Annotated in this window: 19 protein-coding genes; 1 reads left to right on the top strand and 18 read right to left on the bottom strand. The window is 34.9% G+C overall.

The window, feature by feature from the left end; genetic code table 11:
* Window positions 1–15: 15 nt before the first annotated feature.
* From CGEO_RS09575 to CGEO_RS09610, 8 genes are all read right to left on the bottom strand, one after another.
* A complete protein-coding gene (locus CGEO_RS09575; protein WP_075493004.1) occupies window positions 16–810 on the bottom strand; it encodes a M48 family metallopeptidase in 795 nt (264 codons plus the stop codon).
* Between the two features lie 18 nt (window positions 811–828).
* Window positions 829–1797, bottom strand: coding sequence for a putative transporter (locus tag CGEO_RS09580; RefSeq protein WP_075493003.1), 969 nt, complete (start codon window positions 1795–1797; stop codon window positions 829–831).
* A gap of 46 nt (window positions 1798–1843) precedes the next feature.
* A complete protein-coding gene (locus CGEO_RS09585) occupies window positions 1844–3406 on the bottom strand; it encodes a class I SAM-dependent methyltransferase (RefSeq protein WP_075539994.1) in 1563 nt (520 codons plus the stop codon).
* Entirely contained in the window at window positions 3396–4655 is a 1260-nt protein-coding gene (locus CGEO_RS09590; protein ID WP_075493001.1) for a hypothetical protein, read from the bottom strand. Before CGEO_RS09590 ends, CGEO_RS09585 begins: the two co-directional genes overlap by 11 nt.
* An 11-nt stretch (window positions 4656–4666) precedes the next feature.
* On the bottom strand, window positions 4667–4933 hold the full coding sequence (locus CGEO_RS09595) for an HP0495 family protein (protein WP_075493000.1): 267 nt from the start codon (window positions 4931–4933) through the stop codon (window positions 4667–4669).
* Complete coding sequence (gene moaC / locus CGEO_RS09600; protein ID WP_075492999.1) at window positions 4911–5381, bottom strand: cyclic pyranopterin monophosphate synthase MoaC; 471 nt, start codon at window positions 5379–5381, stop codon at window positions 4911–4913. The genes CGEO_RS09595 and moaC overlap by 23 nt, the downstream gene beginning before the upstream one ends.
* Window positions 5382–5674: 293 nt before the next feature.
* Window positions 5675–6061 (bottom strand): hypothetical protein, encoded by a 387-nt coding sequence (locus tag CGEO_RS09605; RefSeq protein ID WP_075492998.1) that lies wholly within the window; start codon window positions 6059–6061, stop codon window positions 5675–5677.
* 1 nt (window position 6062) lies between these two features.
* On the bottom strand, window positions 6063–6428 hold the full coding sequence (locus CGEO_RS09610; RefSeq protein ID WP_075492997.1) for a YegP family protein: 366 nt from the start codon (window positions 6426–6428) through the stop codon (window positions 6063–6065).
* Between the two features lie 244 nt (window positions 6429–6672).
* Here CGEO_RS09610 and CGEO_RS09615 point away from each other — a divergent pair, with 244 nt between their 5' ends.
* Entirely contained in the window at window positions 6673–7137 is a 465-nt protein-coding gene (locus tag CGEO_RS09615) for a hypothetical protein (protein WP_075539993.1), read from the top strand.
* 453 nt (window positions 7138–7590) lie between these two features.
* Here the strand turns inward: CGEO_RS09615 and CGEO_RS09620 are convergent, their stop codons facing one another.
* The 10 genes from CGEO_RS09620 to CGEO_RS09665 are packed head-to-tail and all read right to left on the bottom strand — an operon-like array spanning window position 7591 to window position 14718.
* On the bottom strand, window positions 7591–8055 hold the full coding sequence (locus tag CGEO_RS09620) for a nitrous oxide reductase accessory protein NosL (RefSeq protein WP_075539992.1): 465 nt from the start codon (window positions 8053–8055) through the stop codon (window positions 7591–7593).
* Window positions 8056–8063: 8 nt separating this feature from the next.
* Window positions 8064–8891, bottom strand: a complete 828-nt coding sequence (locus CGEO_RS09625; protein ID WP_075492994.1) for an ABC transporter permease — start codon at window positions 8889–8891, stop codon at window positions 8064–8066.
* A complete protein-coding gene (locus tag CGEO_RS09630; RefSeq protein ID WP_075539991.1) occupies window positions 8891–9508 on the bottom strand; it encodes a hypothetical protein in 618 nt (205 codons plus the stop codon). Before CGEO_RS09630 ends, CGEO_RS09625 begins: the two co-directional genes overlap by 1 nt.
* Entirely contained in the window at window positions 9492–10130 is a 639-nt protein-coding gene (locus tag CGEO_RS09635) for an ABC transporter ATP-binding protein (protein WP_075539990.1), read from the bottom strand. Before CGEO_RS09635 ends, CGEO_RS09630 begins: the two co-directional genes overlap by 17 nt.
* 8 nt (window positions 10131–10138) lie before the next feature.
* Window positions 10139–11041: a NapH/MauN family ferredoxin-type protein gene (locus CGEO_RS09640; RefSeq protein WP_075539989.1), complete on the bottom strand. Its 903-nt coding sequence runs from the start codon at window positions 11039–11041 to the stop codon at window positions 10139–10141.
* The gene (locus tag CGEO_RS09645; protein WP_075492990.1) at window positions 11042–11467 is read right to left on the bottom strand and encodes a c-type cytochrome; all 426 of its coding nucleotides are present in this window, start codon (window positions 11465–11467) and stop codon (window positions 11042–11044) included. It lies immediately after the preceding gene.
* A complete protein-coding gene (locus CGEO_RS09650) occupies window positions 11464–12030 on the bottom strand; it encodes a c-type cytochrome (protein WP_075492989.1) in 567 nt (188 codons plus the stop codon). The genes CGEO_RS09645 and CGEO_RS09650 overlap by 4 nt, the downstream gene beginning before the upstream one ends.
* Window positions 12027–12752 carry a 4Fe-4S dicluster domain-containing protein gene (locus tag CGEO_RS09655; RefSeq protein ID WP_075492988.1) on the bottom strand — a complete coding sequence of 242 codons (726 nt, stop codon included), beginning with the start codon at window positions 12750–12752 and terminating at the stop codon, window positions 12027–12029. Before CGEO_RS09655 ends, CGEO_RS09650 begins: the two co-directional genes overlap by 4 nt.
* Window positions 12749–13960 (bottom strand): nitrous oxide reductase family maturation protein NosD, encoded by a 1212-nt coding sequence (locus tag CGEO_RS09660; RefSeq protein ID WP_075492987.1) that lies wholly within the window; start codon window positions 13958–13960, stop codon window positions 12749–12751. Before CGEO_RS09660 ends, CGEO_RS09655 begins: the two co-directional genes overlap by 4 nt.
* Window positions 13957–14718 carry a cytochrome C gene (locus CGEO_RS09665; protein WP_075539988.1) on the bottom strand — a complete coding sequence of 254 codons (762 nt, stop codon included), beginning with the start codon at window positions 14716–14718 and terminating at the stop codon, window positions 13957–13959. Before CGEO_RS09665 ends, CGEO_RS09660 begins: the two co-directional genes overlap by 4 nt.
* Window positions 14719–14724 lie beyond the last annotated feature (6 nt).

Genomic DNA, 14724 nt, shown 5'->3' on the forward strand with positions numbered 1-14724 from the left:
CTATCTGGTTAAATTTTATTTTTTCTCATATAAAGGCATAACTTTATCTATCTTTGCCTTTAATTCTGAAATTCTACTCTCGTTTGATGGGTGGGTTGAAAGAAACTCTAAAGGCTTGCTTTCACTAGCCTTATCCATCTTTTCCCATAGTGTTATAGCGGCATTTGGATTGTATCCAGCGCGCGCCATAAGTTCAAGTCCGATTAAATCCGCTTCTGTTTCATGACCCCTTGAAAATGGCAAACTTATCGTATAGTGAGCCGCCATGTTGGCTAAATTTGCTAAATCATTACTTCCAGTTGCTATGCCAACTGCCATAATTCCTATGCTTTTAAGCTGTTCGCTTGATGCTTGCTCTCTTCCATGCTCTCTTAAAGCATGAGCCATCTCATGTCCGATAATGGCAGCTAACTCTGCATCATTTAACTTAAGTTGATTTATAATCCCACTATAAACTACGATTCGCCCACCTGGCATACACCACGCGTTTATGGTGTTTTCATTTATCACATTTACTTGCCAGTTCCATTTAGCAGCATCTTGTCTAAACACGCCAACTTGATCTATAAGTCTGCTAGATATCGCCCTTACTCGCTTTGTTTGAGCGTGGTTTGTGTTAAGCGTGTTGCTTTTTTTGGCTTTATCTATGGTTTGAGTATAAGCTAGTGCTGCTCCTTGATCCATCTGAGCTTCACTCACCATAAAAAACTGACTCCTATCGGCTCCAACAACGCCACCTTGAGTTGTAGAAGCACATCCACTAAACAAAATTGCCGCAAAAGTCAATGCGAAAATGATAAATTTTTTCATAATCTACCTTAAAAAATTTTATATTTTATACCCAATATTGACTTCAAATTCACTTAATCTTTTATGAATCGAGCGAAGTTCTGTTATCGTCGTCCAGTTGCCTATAAAGATAGAAAAACTCTCTCTAACTTGCGAAAAAGCATTTGATACTTGAATCAAAACTCCAAGCGTTATCGCACCGCTAAATAGCGATGTTCCCATAAAAAGATGAGGCACGATGACCATAAACTGCTCAAAAGAGTAAAGCCAGATGTTAAAATACCCATAGTGCAAAAACAGCCTGTGGTAGTTAAATTTAAGCCCTGTAAAAAGCTCAAAAAGCGTGCTTTCTGCGCCGTAATTTAACTTATCATCTTCAGCATAAACTAACTCTTTTCTAAAAGCAGCTTCTACTTTTTGGTTGTTGTATTCAAGTCCTGGAAGTTTGATTCCTACAAACCACGATATAACAAGCCCACCGATTGATACGATTAGCGCAACCCAAACCAAAGAGCCAGGAGTCGTACCAAAAATAGGCAAATCAAGCCCCTTGCTTAACCCCCATAAAATCGGTAAAAACGCGATAAGCGTCATCACCGCCCTAATCACAATCAAGCCTAAACTCTCAACGATTTTAGCAAAGCGGTAGATATCTTCTTGGATACGTTGTGATGAACCTTCGATATCTTTACTAACGCCTCTCCACTGATGAACATAGGCAAAAGTCATCGCCTCTCGCCACTTAAATGTATAAACGCTAGTAAAGTATTGAGTCAGGGTCGCTGTTATAACATATGGCATCGCGATATATAAAAACCGCCTAACTTGCGCCCAGTACTCATCTATCTTATGTTCGCCGATTTTTTGCATCATGTCATAAAAGTCTTTATACCACTCGTTTATCATGACATTAAACTGCACTTGCAAATACAGCATCGCAATTAGAAAAAAACCGCCGCCATAAGCCCAAATCGCCCACTTTTTACTACCAAAAAAAGATTTAAACATATATAACCTAATTAAAAAATTTAGCCATTATAACTAAATTTAGACTCTACTTAACAAGCATTCCTTCAAAAAATAGCCTTGAGACTATAAAATTTGCTCTTTCTTTAGCTTGTTTTAAAATTTCCTCATCTTCAACGACTGGCATTTCTTCGACAACGAATGAGAAAATTCCATCTTTTGACATCTTAAAAATCTCTTTTGAAATCCCATCTACATCTTTACTTCCATCAAGCAAGGCTAAAATTCTATGATCTAGGTTTTTATCTATACCAAAAGTTTCGCCTCTTGGCGTAAAAAACGAGATGTTATCTAAATTTTCAACCCTTACTTTATATTTTGCTAGAGCTAGTGTTTCGCTGTTAAGCTTTGGTTTTTTTGGAATTTCACTTAGGAATTTATCAGCAACCGGCGAGATGTAGCAGACATTATTACTTAGTAAAAATGCAACTCCTTGATAAATTCGTTGCAACTCTTCTTGACTTTTATCTTTAAGTTCATTAACAAACTCGCCCACATTCACGCTAGATGGATAAGCATCAGTAATTTTGTTTAACAGCTTTGAAATTCCAACTGGCATGTGAACTTGAGTTTGTGAGACATATCTTTGAATGTTTGCGTTATAGCTAAATTTGCCTGCTAAATTTAGCTTGTTTAGCTCTTCAAATTTATAAGTAAAATCTACTTTTATATTTTCTGCATTCTCTTTTTTACAAAAAATCGTCTGTCTGAATGTCTTGTTTATAACAAAGTCGATGTATTGTTCAAATTTAACCCTATCACCAGCACATTTTTTAAGTAGTCTTTCTTTGACTTCATTGCTGATTGGTGGGAAGATGTTTTGCGTGTATTCTGACTCGCTAAGATACTCAAGCCCATTAGCTTTGGCTAAACTTGCCACTTCATGAAAGTAGTTTGGCTGGTTAAATATCTCAAAATACTCATGCAAAATATAAGATGTGCCATGACTTTCAAACCCGCTAAAACTATCATCAAGAATTTTTCTTATGAAGTTATTTCCGACATTTTGCCTCATATAATTAAGCATATCGATGCCATCATTGACTGTTTTTTGCGAAGCTGGAGTATCTTTATCCATGTTAAAAAGCATAATATCTCGCAAAATTTCCTTACCTTTCCAGCCTGGATAGGTGTTATATGAGATATATGCTAGTCCGTTTTGGCTCAAGCACTCTCCACAAATTCGCATTATAGCCTCTTTAACCTCTTGCGGAACCCAACTATAAACGCCATGAACGATGATGTAATCAAACTCGCCAAAATCTTTTGTTATAGTTGTAACATCTTTTGCATAAAACTCAATATTTTTTAAAGATAGCTCTTTTGCTATCTCTTTAGCAACGCTGATTTGCTTTTTAGATAGATCAACTCCTATAAATTTAGCCTTTTTATATCTTGAAGCTAAAGGCATTAAATTCCCGCCCATCGAACAACCAAGCTCCAAAACTCTAGCTGTTTGAATATCTGGCGCGTTTAAGCCAAAAACAAATCCAGCCACCCATTGCCTGTTTGGCGAGGATTGTGGATACTGATAAGAGATATATGGCTCTTCTTCGTAGGTTTTTTCAACCATTTCTACACTATTGTTCATCTGGAGTTTTCTCCTTTTTTTCTTTTACTATCTCTTTTGTCGCTTCATAAGTTCTATCGGCTAACTCTTTTGTGTGAGGCTCGATTTTCTTTTTCTTAAATTCGCTAAATTTAGAGCTAATTTTTTTCTCTATCTCTTCGATCTCTTTTTTAAAATTTGCAAATTTATCATCTAGGTCAAAATCATCAATGATTTTAGAACCTTTTGCGCTAATATCTTTTTTAATATCATCAAATTTAGTCGCTACAAATTTGCTTAACTCTTTGTAGTTTTCTCCCATATCGATCTGTTCTAAACGCGCTTTTATCTGCTCGCTTGCGTCATTTGATAGTCTTTTCATCTTTGCAAAATAGTTGTTATAATCTTTTTTAAGTATCGTTTCTAAAATCTCTTTTGAAGGATTTTGTGATAAATTTGCAAGCTCTTTAAGCATCAAAACAAACGCCTCATCAACGCCTAAAAACTCTTTTTGCACTTCGTTGCATTCGCTATATTCTTGGCTTGGAGCAAATTTACACTTTGATTTAGTCTTTTCCATAGCTTTTACTATGCCATCATTTGCGCCATCAACAACGCCACTAACTAACTCATCAGCATAAGCGCTACTTAAATTTGCAACACTTATTGCCTCTTTGATGATGATTTTAGAGATTTCTATGGCGTAGTTTTTGCTAAAACCGCTTTCTAAGATGATTTTATAAACCATATTTTTACTTGATTCGCGTGCGCTTTCTTCGATATCAACGCCATCTTCAATGATACTTACAAAAACAGACTCGCACACCTCTTTTATCACATCTCGTAGTTGAACTTCGCTTACTAGCATCTCATTTATCGCTGAGAGAATTTCGCCTTTATGCGTGATTTCTTTGCTTTTTATATCATTTTCTATACTTTTTAAGCTTGAAGATATGCTGTTTTTTATCTCTCTGCCTTGCTCTTCAATCTGTTTTTTTATCTTATCGCTTTCATATAAAAGCTTATATAAATACTCCTCTTCATCTTTTGTGATAGCCTTTTTAACGCCCATTAGGATATTTTTTGCGTTTTGTTTGTCTAACAAACCCAAACTCTCCAAATCATCACAAAATCCTGAAAAAAGCTTAACCGCTTCTAGTTTTTTCTCTTCCAAACTCTTACCTCTAAAACACTCCAAACTCTCATCTTGAGCCGTTTGAAGTATGTATAAAGCAAGATTTTCCTTATCTAGGTTTTGACTTATTTTTATATAAAACCTACTTTTTGCCATCTTTTATCCTTTTATAGTACAAATTTAGAAATTTTTTTGAATTTTTCAAAAAGCTCAACGCGTTCAGCTTCTGAATTTACCAAAACAGACACGTTAAAACTCATATATTTCCCACCGTTACTGTGTTTTGAAAAAGAAATTTTATGCTCTTTATTTGCTACAATCTCTTCTAACTTTTTCTCATCATGCTCTTTTGAGTCCATGATAACTTTATATTCCCAAAAATTTGGGTATAAAATTTCTGGTTTTTTGCTGTTAAGCTCGCATATACTCGCCACTTTTGCCTCCGCTTTTTTTAAGAAGTGTTATCTCGTCGATAACCATTGATTTATCTATCGCTTTTACCATATCATATATAGTTAAAAGCCCCACGCTTACGCCAGTTAGCGCTTCCATTTCAACGCCAGTTTGCCCTTTGATTTTAACAGTCACAATCAGTTTAAATGCAAAAATTTCTGGAAGTTCGATGATATCTGTATCGACTGAGCTGATTAAAAGTGGATGGCACATCGGTATAAGTTCGCTTGTTTTTTTTGCACCCATTATCGCCGCAACAACCGCAGTTTGCAAAACTGGACCTTTTTTAGCACTATTTTCTTTAATCGCACGAAACGCCTCATCACTCATCTTGATAACCCCACTTGCAGTTGCAACTCGCAAAGTCTCATTTTTAGGGCTTACATCGACCATTTTTGGTCTATTTTTTTCATCTAAATGTGTTAGCATATTTTTCCTTTGAAGCAATTATAACAAAAGTTTTTAAAGGATTAAAGTTTTTAAAAGATTTATGAGTTTAAGAAAATAATCCGAGCACCCACGGCGCTCGAATTCTACAAAAAGGAGGTTTTTTTATCTTGTTGGACAAGTGAAATACTACCCATAAGCTTTAAATTTAGGATTAACTTTTTATAAATAAAAAATAACAACTGATAATTTTTATTATTAACTTCTAAAAGTGCGTAAATTTGGGGTAAATTTTATAACAAATATTGAAACGGCGCGGAAAATATCCGCACCTTTTAAATTTTAAAGATATTTTTTAAATTTCCTAACGGACTTTGGCTCTTGTCTGCTTGATTTTGACCTTTATCGCCCATAAATCCGCCCAAAATACCACCTAAATCATCAAGTCCTAGTTTCCCATCGCCATTTGCATCAAATTTTGATGAGGCAAGACTTGCGATAATAGCTGAAAAATCATGCCCTTGCGAATCAACCGCTCCTTGTGCCTTTTCTCCTAAGAAATTTGACTTAAGTCCAGAAATAACTGCATTTACTTGGTCATCTGGCAAATCAACTCCTAAAAACTGCTCTACTACAGCTACTGGATTTTCTTTAAATTTGCTAAGCAAATTTCCATCGCCTTTTAGCGAAGATATCATATTTGTCAGTGCGTTTATATCCATATTATGCCTTTTGAATTTGTGCTCTATAAGCCTCTTTAGCTATGAGTTCTATGACTTTAAGACAGTCCTCTTTTGCTTTAAAATCTTCGCTAACTGCGACTATTTGACCATTGCTTGCTTTAAGCCTAAACCTAAATCCACCAGCTTTATCTTGGTAAACTTCAAATTTAGGATTTGACAGCTGGGCTTTTTCTTCTATAGTCAAGTCATCAACCTTATGCAAAGATGCATTTTTCTTAACGCTTTCGATACCGTTTTGACAGCCATTCAAGCTTTTGTAAACTTGAGAGGTGCAAACTACATGAGTGTTAATTTCAAGGTCGAATTTAACACCATCTTTTGCCGATTTTATGATAAATCTAGACATATCTACTCCTTTTAAAGAATTTAACTATATTCTAACTACTTTTAGCTTAATCTTTTCATATTTTAATTATTTTAGAAAAATATATTTAAAAATAATTTATTAAAAATTTTAGTTAAATTTAGCCAAAGTGCCTATAATTCTACCAACTGAAATAAAAACCTCCTTTTTGTATATCCGCTTCTTTTGAGGCGGATTTTTTTATGCCCGAAATTTATGCTAAAATATCTAAAAAATTGGATAAAAGATGAAATTTAAAAAACTAGCTATCTATCTTCTTGGCGCTTTATCTGTGGTTTTAATCGTGCTTGTTATTTTTGTTAAAAAAGATAGCGCTTATGTTGCTAAAAGCCCTATTTTAAAGGATTTAGAACCGTTGGTTTGCGATTTAAATAGACAAATTTGCACAAAAGAATTCTCTGGCAAAAAAATCAGTTTTGAAATCTCTCCAAAGCCCATAACTGCGATGCAAAAGCATATTATTAAGATAAAAGGCTTGGATTTAAACTCAAAAGATTTGGAAGTCGTTTTTAGCGGCGTTAATATGTATATGGGAGATATCACTTCTAGTTTGAAAAAAAACGGCGATGAGCTTGATGGCGTTTTTGTTCTAAGTATGTGTAGTATGCACTCTATGCGTTATAAAGCTGAGATTTTTGATAAGAAAAAAAGCACTGGAATTTATATAGAATTTGATTTAAAACAGCACTAAATTTGCTTTAAAGGTGATTTTGTGTAGTTGGTTGAAATTTTTTGATAAAGAGAGAAATTTGTTAAATTTGCTTGAACAAATTTTGTATTGAAACGCTTTTCCTTTAAGTAAAACTACTCTACTATCTGCAATTTTGCTTGAACAAATTTTATATCAAAACTTTGCAAAGTAGCTTATATAGTTTTTCTACGCATTTGAAGCTGGAGTTGTTAGCTTTACTTTGCAAATTTTGTTTAAGAATTTTGTATTAAAAATTTGCACGAGCGTTACAGCAAAAACTTAGCCATATCGATTTTTTAAACTATATTTTGTATTATAGACTCAAATGTTACGATAGGATAGTCATAATTTTTACTTATTTTATTTAAATAAATTTTGTATTGCATAATCAACCACCACTTAAAACTTACCAAATTTTCTTTTAAATTTATAGCCATTTAAAAATAGCCAAATTTATCTTAGATAATCAATCAGCCTTTTTGTAATACCGCTGAATTTAAGTATCTTATGCCCTGAGTTTTGGCTTGAAAACTCCTGTGCGTCGCTAAGCTTTGCAAATGGTATCAAATCATCGCCTCTTATGCTTACTATGCGACTGCCAAAAACGTAAAAAGCCTCGCTAGCATCGATTAAATCGCCACTTTTATAATCACTCACATACATCGCTTTCATCTTTGAAGCATATTTGTGCGAGTTTTCATAGAAGTGTTGCATCATCACTTTTACCGAGCCAAAAACAACTTTTTTACCATTTTTTAGTTCTAAAACCGCTATCCATTTTGGATATTTTCTCATATCGACAAAGGTCTGGGCGCAGGTTAAATTCACATCTTTTAGCCACATTTTTTTTACATCACCACTGATAGAATTCGCACTCAAACCCAAAATACACATAATCATAATCAAAAAAACTCTCATCATCTCTCCTAAGCCAAATCTTTTTTACAAAAAACGACAAATCCCAAAACTAAACACAAAATTCCAAGAAAAATCGGATAAACATGCGCAAAAATCAAGAAATTCACACGCCCAAAAGTATCTAGTATAAAATACGCCGCAGGCCCGATAACAGCAAGTGCTGGGTCAAAAAGTCCGATGGCTGCGATTCTAAAAACTTCAATCGGATTTGCCAAAGCCACAGCAAAGATAATGTTTTGATCTACTTGATACTTCATCAAAATAGCGATTAAAAGTAGGTCTAAAAATGCCAAAGCCACAAGCCAGACAAAAAACGCCAAAGCAAGGGCGATTTCAGCAGTTTTTGCCAAGCTAGAGATTAAAAACGCAATGCCAAGAAACGAAACGCAAAGACAAAATAATAGCCCGCTATACAGCAAAAACAGCTCCCATGGCACATTTACGCCTTTTATAACTCCCCAAATCACAGCTAAAACAAGCGATAAAAACACCGGCACAAAAATTCCAAAAAGCCTACCAAGCGCCTTACCAAAATAATACTCTCGTAAATTTATAGGAAAGCTTAGCAAGTATTCAAGCACGTTTGATTCTTTATCTTGAAGTATCGCTCTAACCGTACTTACAAGGATAAAAATAGGTAAAATTATAATACAAACTTGTATAAAAAGTAAAAGCAAACGAGAAAGCCCACTAAAGCCCAAAACGCGCGAGTTTGTAACACCACTTATAAAAAATGCTGCCACAAGCCCACCAAAAATCAAAAGATAAATCAAAAACCACTTCGAGCGAAACGACTCTTTGATATCTAAAAATGCTATTAAAATCGTGTTTTTCATCAGTGCGCCTCGTGTTTGCTTTGGTTTTTAAGCGTTTCATTTTCATCTTTTTGGCTACTGTTTTTTGTATCGTTTATATGTTTGGGCGTTAAATTTTCATCTGCATTTTCAAGCGTTTTGCCATGCGCTTTGTCTTTAGACTCAAGCGCTTTATCGTGCATATAATGTTTTGCTTTATGCATTTCGTGACTGTGTGGTTTGGTGGAAATTAAATTTATAACTTCACTAAATTTATAAACTTTTTTACCGTTGTTTTGCTCCTTTTTAAAAGCAGCAAATCCATAGTTCATCGGCGTTAAAAACCCGCCATACCAAAATCCATCTTTAGCGTTAAAAAACTCGCCACTGCTTGCGTCTGCTACGTAAATTTTAGCATTTTCAAGCTCTATTTTTTGGTTTTTGCTCCACTCAATCAAACAACCAATATCATCAAAATAGTAGTGTTTATCAGCGACTAAAGCATCAACTGCGTAAAGTTTATCGCTAATTAACATCTTGCAATGCTCGCAAACATCGCGGTCAAAGTGGATATTTCCAAACTCTTTTTTCTCATCACATCCAACAACTCCAAATGCTATAACAATCGCTAAAATCGCTATCTTAAACAACTTTTTCATCTTTAACCACCTTTGCTAAGTCCATTTCTATAACTCTGTTTATCAAACCACCCATCTCACTAACTCTATGAGAGATAAAAACCGCCGTTTTGCCCTGCGAGTTAGCTAGTAACTCTTTAAATATCTCGCGCGCTTTTGGGTCTAAATTCGCCGTTGGCTCATCAAACATCAAGATACTACAATCCCTTGCATAAGCGATTGCAATGAGAAATTTCTGCTTCATACCGCCTGAGAGTTTAAAAAACGGCTTGTTTAAATTCGCCTTTAAATTAAACTCTAAAAACTTTGAAAACTCATCTATCTTTGTTGGCGAAATTTCACAACTTTTTGTAACAAACTCAACCATTTCTGACAATGTTAGCTTAATCGGAGGTGGAGTTTGTGGGACAAAGGCTATGTTTTTTAAAGCTTTTTTTCTATCTTTTAGTGGATTTATGCCATTGATTTTAACGCTTCCAGTATTTGGCAAATACTCGCCTAAAATGCTTTTCATCAACGTGCTTTTTCCTGCGCCATTTTGCCCTATTATCAAAGATTTTTCACCTTTTTTAAAGTGTAAATTTATATCATCAAGTGCTATTTGTTCGCCAAATTTTTTAGTTAAATTTGTTATTTCTATCATTTTTTTCCTTAGACCATTCGTTTTAAAAGGTTATCAAATTTAAGCGCATCATGATGACACACATCAACGCACCTTCCACAAAGTGTGCAGTCAATCCCGCTGATTCTAAATTTCTTTTGCTCTTTTGAAATGGCGCTATTTTTCTTAGTTAGCTCAAGTATATCGCCCACAAAACAGACATCAACGCAAACACCACAGTGATCACACCTATCTTTATCCCACTGAATTTTTGTAAAACTAGGTTTTGAAACAAGCAAAGAATACGTCGTTCCAACCGGACAAAAACAAGCACACCAAACCCTTCTTGCAAAAAACAGCTCCACTAAAAACACAGCCACAAGCCACAAAATAGCTAAACTAAAGCCATAGATTATAAATCGTGATAAAATTCCAACAACATTTATAACCTCAAAAACCAAATATCCGCTAAAATAGCTACTTGCTAAAAACAAAACCCAAAAAACATATCTTGAAATTCTTGTAAATTTACGTTTTTTTATGATGTTTTTAGCGATTAATTTTGCATTGATTTTCTCGCCAATCTCGCTTATAAGCCCATACGGACAGATCCAACCACAAAACGCTCGTCCACCAAAAATAAGGTAAAAAAACAAAATGCTTACTGCGCCGATGATTAAATTTAACTCAACTTTTCCAAACGCTCCAAGCACTTCAAGCACGATAAATGGGTCACTTAAGTGAAATCCAAAAGCCCTTGAGCCGCTTATGCTTCCTTCTAAAATTTGGATATCAACATGGTATGAAAACCAAAACAAAAGATGCACTAAAATTATAGTAAAAAAGCGATAAGCTCGGATTGATAGGCGTTTTGTGCCATTTTTAGAAGTGATTATAAGAGTTGAGAAAAAGCTCGTATCTTTTAGCGTGGCTCTTGTTTTATAACTATCCATCTACTTTTTTAACTCCGAAATTTCACCAGCAAGTGCGCTTAAATTTACATCATTTATATTTTGCAAAACTCCAGCCATCAGTGTGTTTGGATACTTGCCTGCTTTATAATCTTTTAGCCTTGCTAAAATTTCATCTTTGCTTTTTCCAGCAATCGATGGCGCGATAACTCCACGCGCATCATCGCCATGACAAGGCGCGCAACTTACAAGATAAAGTTTGCTTGTTTGTTTTGCTTTTACGCTTTGTTTTAGCTCTTTGATTTTTTTGATATCATCTTTTTCTTGCAAAACAATCTCTTTTTTAGGCTCTAAATTTGGCTTTTTTGGTTGCGTTTTTGGCATGCTTTGACTAGAAGTTTGCGAAGTTATCATAAAAATCATAAGCGCTATTATACAAACGCAAATTCCAACAACTACTTTTTTCATTCTAACTCCTTAAATTGCTTGTTAAACTCATAAATTTCATCAGCTAAATTTGAAATCTCCTCATCGCTCATCTTGCTTATAAGTTCATACATCAAAACGTTTTTTTGGGTTTTGCTTTGGTATTTTTTTATCATTTTGACTATCTCTTTATCTGTTTTATCAAGCAAAGATGGTCCTATTATGCCATTTGCGTAGTCGTTATGACAGGCTGAACATTTAAGGATAAAATTTGGGCTTAGCCGTTTTTTTAGCAAATCTAAATTTATATTTTTATAAGGTGATTTTAGCCTTGCATAAGCGATGATTTCGCGTGTGGTTTCGTTGTTTTCGTTATTTATATTAAACTGCACTTTTCGCTCGCCATCGATGTTATAAACTATAAATTTATCATCATTTTTTATCTTTTCATCGCCTTTTTTAATGACAATTTTTGCCTTTTGCGGCTCGTTTTGTTCAAGCGAGTTTTGATTTTTAAAGCTTGTATTTTGCTCTGTTTTTTGCTCTTTTTTCTCGCACGAAGCTAAAAGCAAAGCCAAAATCATCATAAAAACTATCTTTTTCATATATTATCTCCATAAATTTTACTATATGTAGCTTGTGGCACAATCTCTATAATTTGCGCCGGACATACCTCAGCGCAAACCCCACAGCCAACGCAAGCTTCTTTTATAAGTGGTGCTTTTTTATCATCTAAATTTATCATTTCGATCGCTTTAAAACTTTCTGGATGTGGACATAAACTAGCGCACAAATCGCACTTTTCTCCAACTTTACTTTTTATCTTTTCTACCACATCTTTTTCTTTTTGATTATGCGTTTTATATGAGATTAAATTTAGCACATCACTTTGTTTTAGCCTCTTTTTTTTAAAACTAAGACAAGAATTAAGCTCTGTTATAACCGCAACGCCCATTTTAACATCGCTTACTAGCGTTGTATCATGACTTAGCGCTCCACTTGGACAAGAAAGCACACAAGGGAAAAGATCGCACAGATAACAGCCTCTTTCGTTTGCATTTATATATGGCGTAGCGATACCAAATCCATCTGTTATATCTGCGATTTTAAGACAGTAATATGGGCATACTTGAACGCATTGTCCACACTTTATACAGGAGCTTAAAAACTCTTTTGGGTTTAAAGCTCCAGGAGGGCGTAAAAACAAATTTTTTGTTTTTTTATCTTTTGCTTGCAAATTTAGACTTAAATTTGTAAACAAAATCGCCGATGAGAGTAAAAAAAATCGCTTTTTTAATTTAACTTTTTTCTCTTTTATAGCTTTCATTTTATCTCTCGCATTCTTGGCATATCATCACTTAAAAGCAAACTAGGCTCTGAAAATGGCGCGAGTTTTGCTAAAAAATTTAACAAGCCCATAACGCTTGAGCCGTAAAAAAACTGCACCGCTTTGTTTTGTTGCCAAAGCTTATCTGCGTAAACGTAGTTTTTATAAGCGATATCGCCAAAACCATCTTTATCTCTATCCATTCCCTCATAATCATCAAAGTAGTTTTGACTCCACTGATTTAACTCAAGCTTTGAGCCTAAAGTATCGTTGTTGGCTACTTCCATGTTGCCTTTAAAGGTGTTATTTGTAAAAATGCTTTTGTGCTGCGTGGCGTGAAACTGGATACCAACTGTGTTATAAGCGACAATGTTTGAGTCAAATAAATTTGTAGTATCTGGCTGAAATGGCGACTGATCTAGGTAAAATCCACGCGCATTATACATAAGAGTGTTGTTATAGAATTTAAAATCGCTCGTATCTTTCATACCAATGCCTACGCCAAAAGCGCCGATTGAGTTTTTTACCGTGTTATTTCTAACGGTTGAGCCTTTTGAAAACATAAAAAATATCCCAACAGAGTTGTTTTCAAAGATATTATCCTCTACTAAATTCGCACCCGCATACATAAAGTGCAAAGAATACCTGCAATTTGTGCTGTAGTTTTTAGATATTGTGTTGTTACTAGAATACCACAGCACGATATCTCTTGCGTTTGTTACTCGGTTTTGTTTTATAACGCCACTATGGCTATACCAAAGCCTAAGCGCATCGCCTCTTAAACCAAGAGCTGCTGGGCGTGAAGAGATGGTGTTTTTCACAACTACGGCTTCTTGAGTCTGTTTTAAGTCAATCCCAAAAAGAACATCTTTTATGATATTATTTTCTATAACGATGTGATTAGCATTTATCGCATTTATCCCAGCGTCAAGGTTTTCGTGTGAGCTACCGCTGTTTTGGATGGTGAGATTTTTTATGATAACATTTGGCGAAGTGATTGTTATAACGCTTCCAACTCCGTTTGCATCGATAATCGCTTTGTTATCAACTCCGTTTATTGTGATTGCTTTATTTATTAAAATTCCACCCTTATAAACACCATTTGATAGTTCGATTATATCGCCATTTTGGGCATTGTCAATGGCATCTTGAAGCTCACTAGCAAAGGCGTTTAGCAAAATCAGCAAAAAAAGGCTAAATTTTTTCATCTTTTATCTGCTAGAAACTTTCTTTTTGAAAAGAGTGCCAAAATAGAAAAAAACGATAACAAAAGCATAGCATAAAAGCCAATTGCTGGATATGAATGCGTGTTAAACTGCGCTACTTTGCCATCTCCAAAAGCTGTTGGCATAAATGGTTTTATCTTAAATGCGCCAAATTCTTGCATATTATGCCCATACCAATAAAGCCATCCAGCATAACAGGCTATAAAAATCAAAGGAGCGATGATAGGAAGCACCATTAAAAGCGAGTTTGCCCTGCCATCATAGTATAAAAACGCAAGCATACATAAAGTAGAAATCAAAAGATAGTATGGCGACATCGCTCTTTCAAAATTCCCACCATACTCTACTGCATACATTCCTATATAGTGATTTAGCGTATTCATCTCACTTACATCGCCACCATATCCGTCGATATGCACATATAAAGGAACTCCGTTTGGAAATGCCTCTTTTGGATAGTTTGGTGCATCAAGCGAAATCGACCAAACCGGAAATGACGCTGGAGCAATCTCGGCGCGTGAAGCTATCATCTTGTTTAAATCACTTGCCGTATCTTTGTCTATCAGGTGGTTTTTATACTGAATTTTTGAGTATAAATTCCAAATTTTAACCGCATACGTTGGCACAGCTTCGCCATTTGCTATCTTTTGTGAAACACCGAAAAATCCAAGCGCAGGTATAGTAAAGCACACGCTCATAATGATAATTGCTATGATGGTGTAAATTTTGTATTTTTGCATTTTAGC

The sequence above is a fragment of the Campylobacter geochelonis genome, assembly GCF_013201685.1.
Lineage (GTDB): Bacteria > Campylobacterota > Campylobacteria > Campylobacterales > Campylobacteraceae > Campylobacter_B > Campylobacter_B geochelonis.

Excerpts from the sequence above, each read along its gene's own strand:
- CGEO_RS09575 (WP_075493004.1), bottom strand. The coding sequence starts at position 810 with ATGAAAAAATTTATCATTTTCGCATTGACTTTTGCGGCAATTTTGTTT.
- CGEO_RS09580 (WP_075493003.1), bottom strand. The coding sequence starts at position 1,797 with ATGTTTAAATCTTTTTTTGGTAGTAAAAAGTGGGCGATTTGGGCTTAT.
- CGEO_RS09585 (WP_075539994.1), bottom strand. The coding sequence starts at position 3,406 with ATGAACAATAGTGTAGAAATGGTTGAAAAAACCTACGAAGAAGAGCCA.
- CGEO_RS09590 (WP_075493001.1), bottom strand. The coding sequence starts at position 4,655 with ATGGCAAAAAGTAGGTTTTATATAAAAATAAGTCAAAACCTAGATAAG.
- moaC (WP_075492999.1), bottom strand. The coding sequence starts at position 5,381 with ATGCTAACACATTTAGATGAAAAAAATAGACCAAAAATGGTCGATGTA.
- CGEO_RS09605 (WP_075492998.1), bottom strand. The coding sequence starts at position 6,061 with ATGGATATAAACGCACTGACAAATATGATATCTTCGCTAAAAGGCGAT.
- CGEO_RS09610 (WP_075492997.1), bottom strand. The coding sequence starts at position 6,428 with ATGTCTAGATTTATCATAAAATCGGCAAAAGATGGTGTTAAATTCGAC.
- CGEO_RS09615 (WP_075539993.1), top strand. The coding sequence starts at position 6,673 with ATGAAATTTAAAAAACTAGCTATCTATCTTCTTGGCGCTTTATCTGTG.
- CGEO_RS09620 (WP_075539992.1), bottom strand. The coding sequence starts at position 8,055 with ATGAGAGTTTTTTTGATTATGATTATGTGTATTTTGGGTTTGAGTGCG.
- CGEO_RS09625 (WP_075492994.1), bottom strand. The coding sequence starts at position 8,891 with ATGAAAAACACGATTTTAATAGCATTTTTAGATATCAAAGAGTCGTTT.
- CGEO_RS09630 (WP_075539991.1), bottom strand. The coding sequence starts at position 9,508 with ATGAAAAAGTTGTTTAAGATAGCGATTTTAGCGATTGTTATAGCATTT.
- CGEO_RS09635 (WP_075539990.1), bottom strand. The coding sequence starts at position 10,130 with ATGATAGAAATAACAAATTTAACTAAAAAATTTGGCGAACAAATAGCA.
- CGEO_RS09640 (WP_075539989.1), bottom strand. The coding sequence starts at position 11,041 with ATGGATAGTTATAAAACAAGAGCCACGCTAAAAGATACGAGCTTTTTC.
- CGEO_RS09645 (WP_075492990.1), bottom strand. The coding sequence starts at position 11,467 with ATGAAAAAAGTAGTTGTTGGAATTTGCGTTTGTATAATAGCGCTTATG.
- CGEO_RS09650 (WP_075492989.1), bottom strand. The coding sequence starts at position 12,030 with ATGAAAAAGATAGTTTTTATGATGATTTTGGCTTTGCTTTTAGCTTCG.
- CGEO_RS09655 (WP_075492988.1), bottom strand. The coding sequence starts at position 12,752 with ATGAAAGCTATAAAAGAGAAAAAAGTTAAATTAAAAAAGCGATTTTTT.
- CGEO_RS09660 (WP_075492987.1), bottom strand. The coding sequence starts at position 13,960 with ATGAAAAAATTTAGCCTTTTTTTGCTGATTTTGCTAAACGCCTTTGCT.
- CGEO_RS09665 (WP_075539988.1), bottom strand. The coding sequence starts at position 14,718 with ATGCAAAAATACAAAATTTACACCATCATAGCAATTATCATTATGAGC.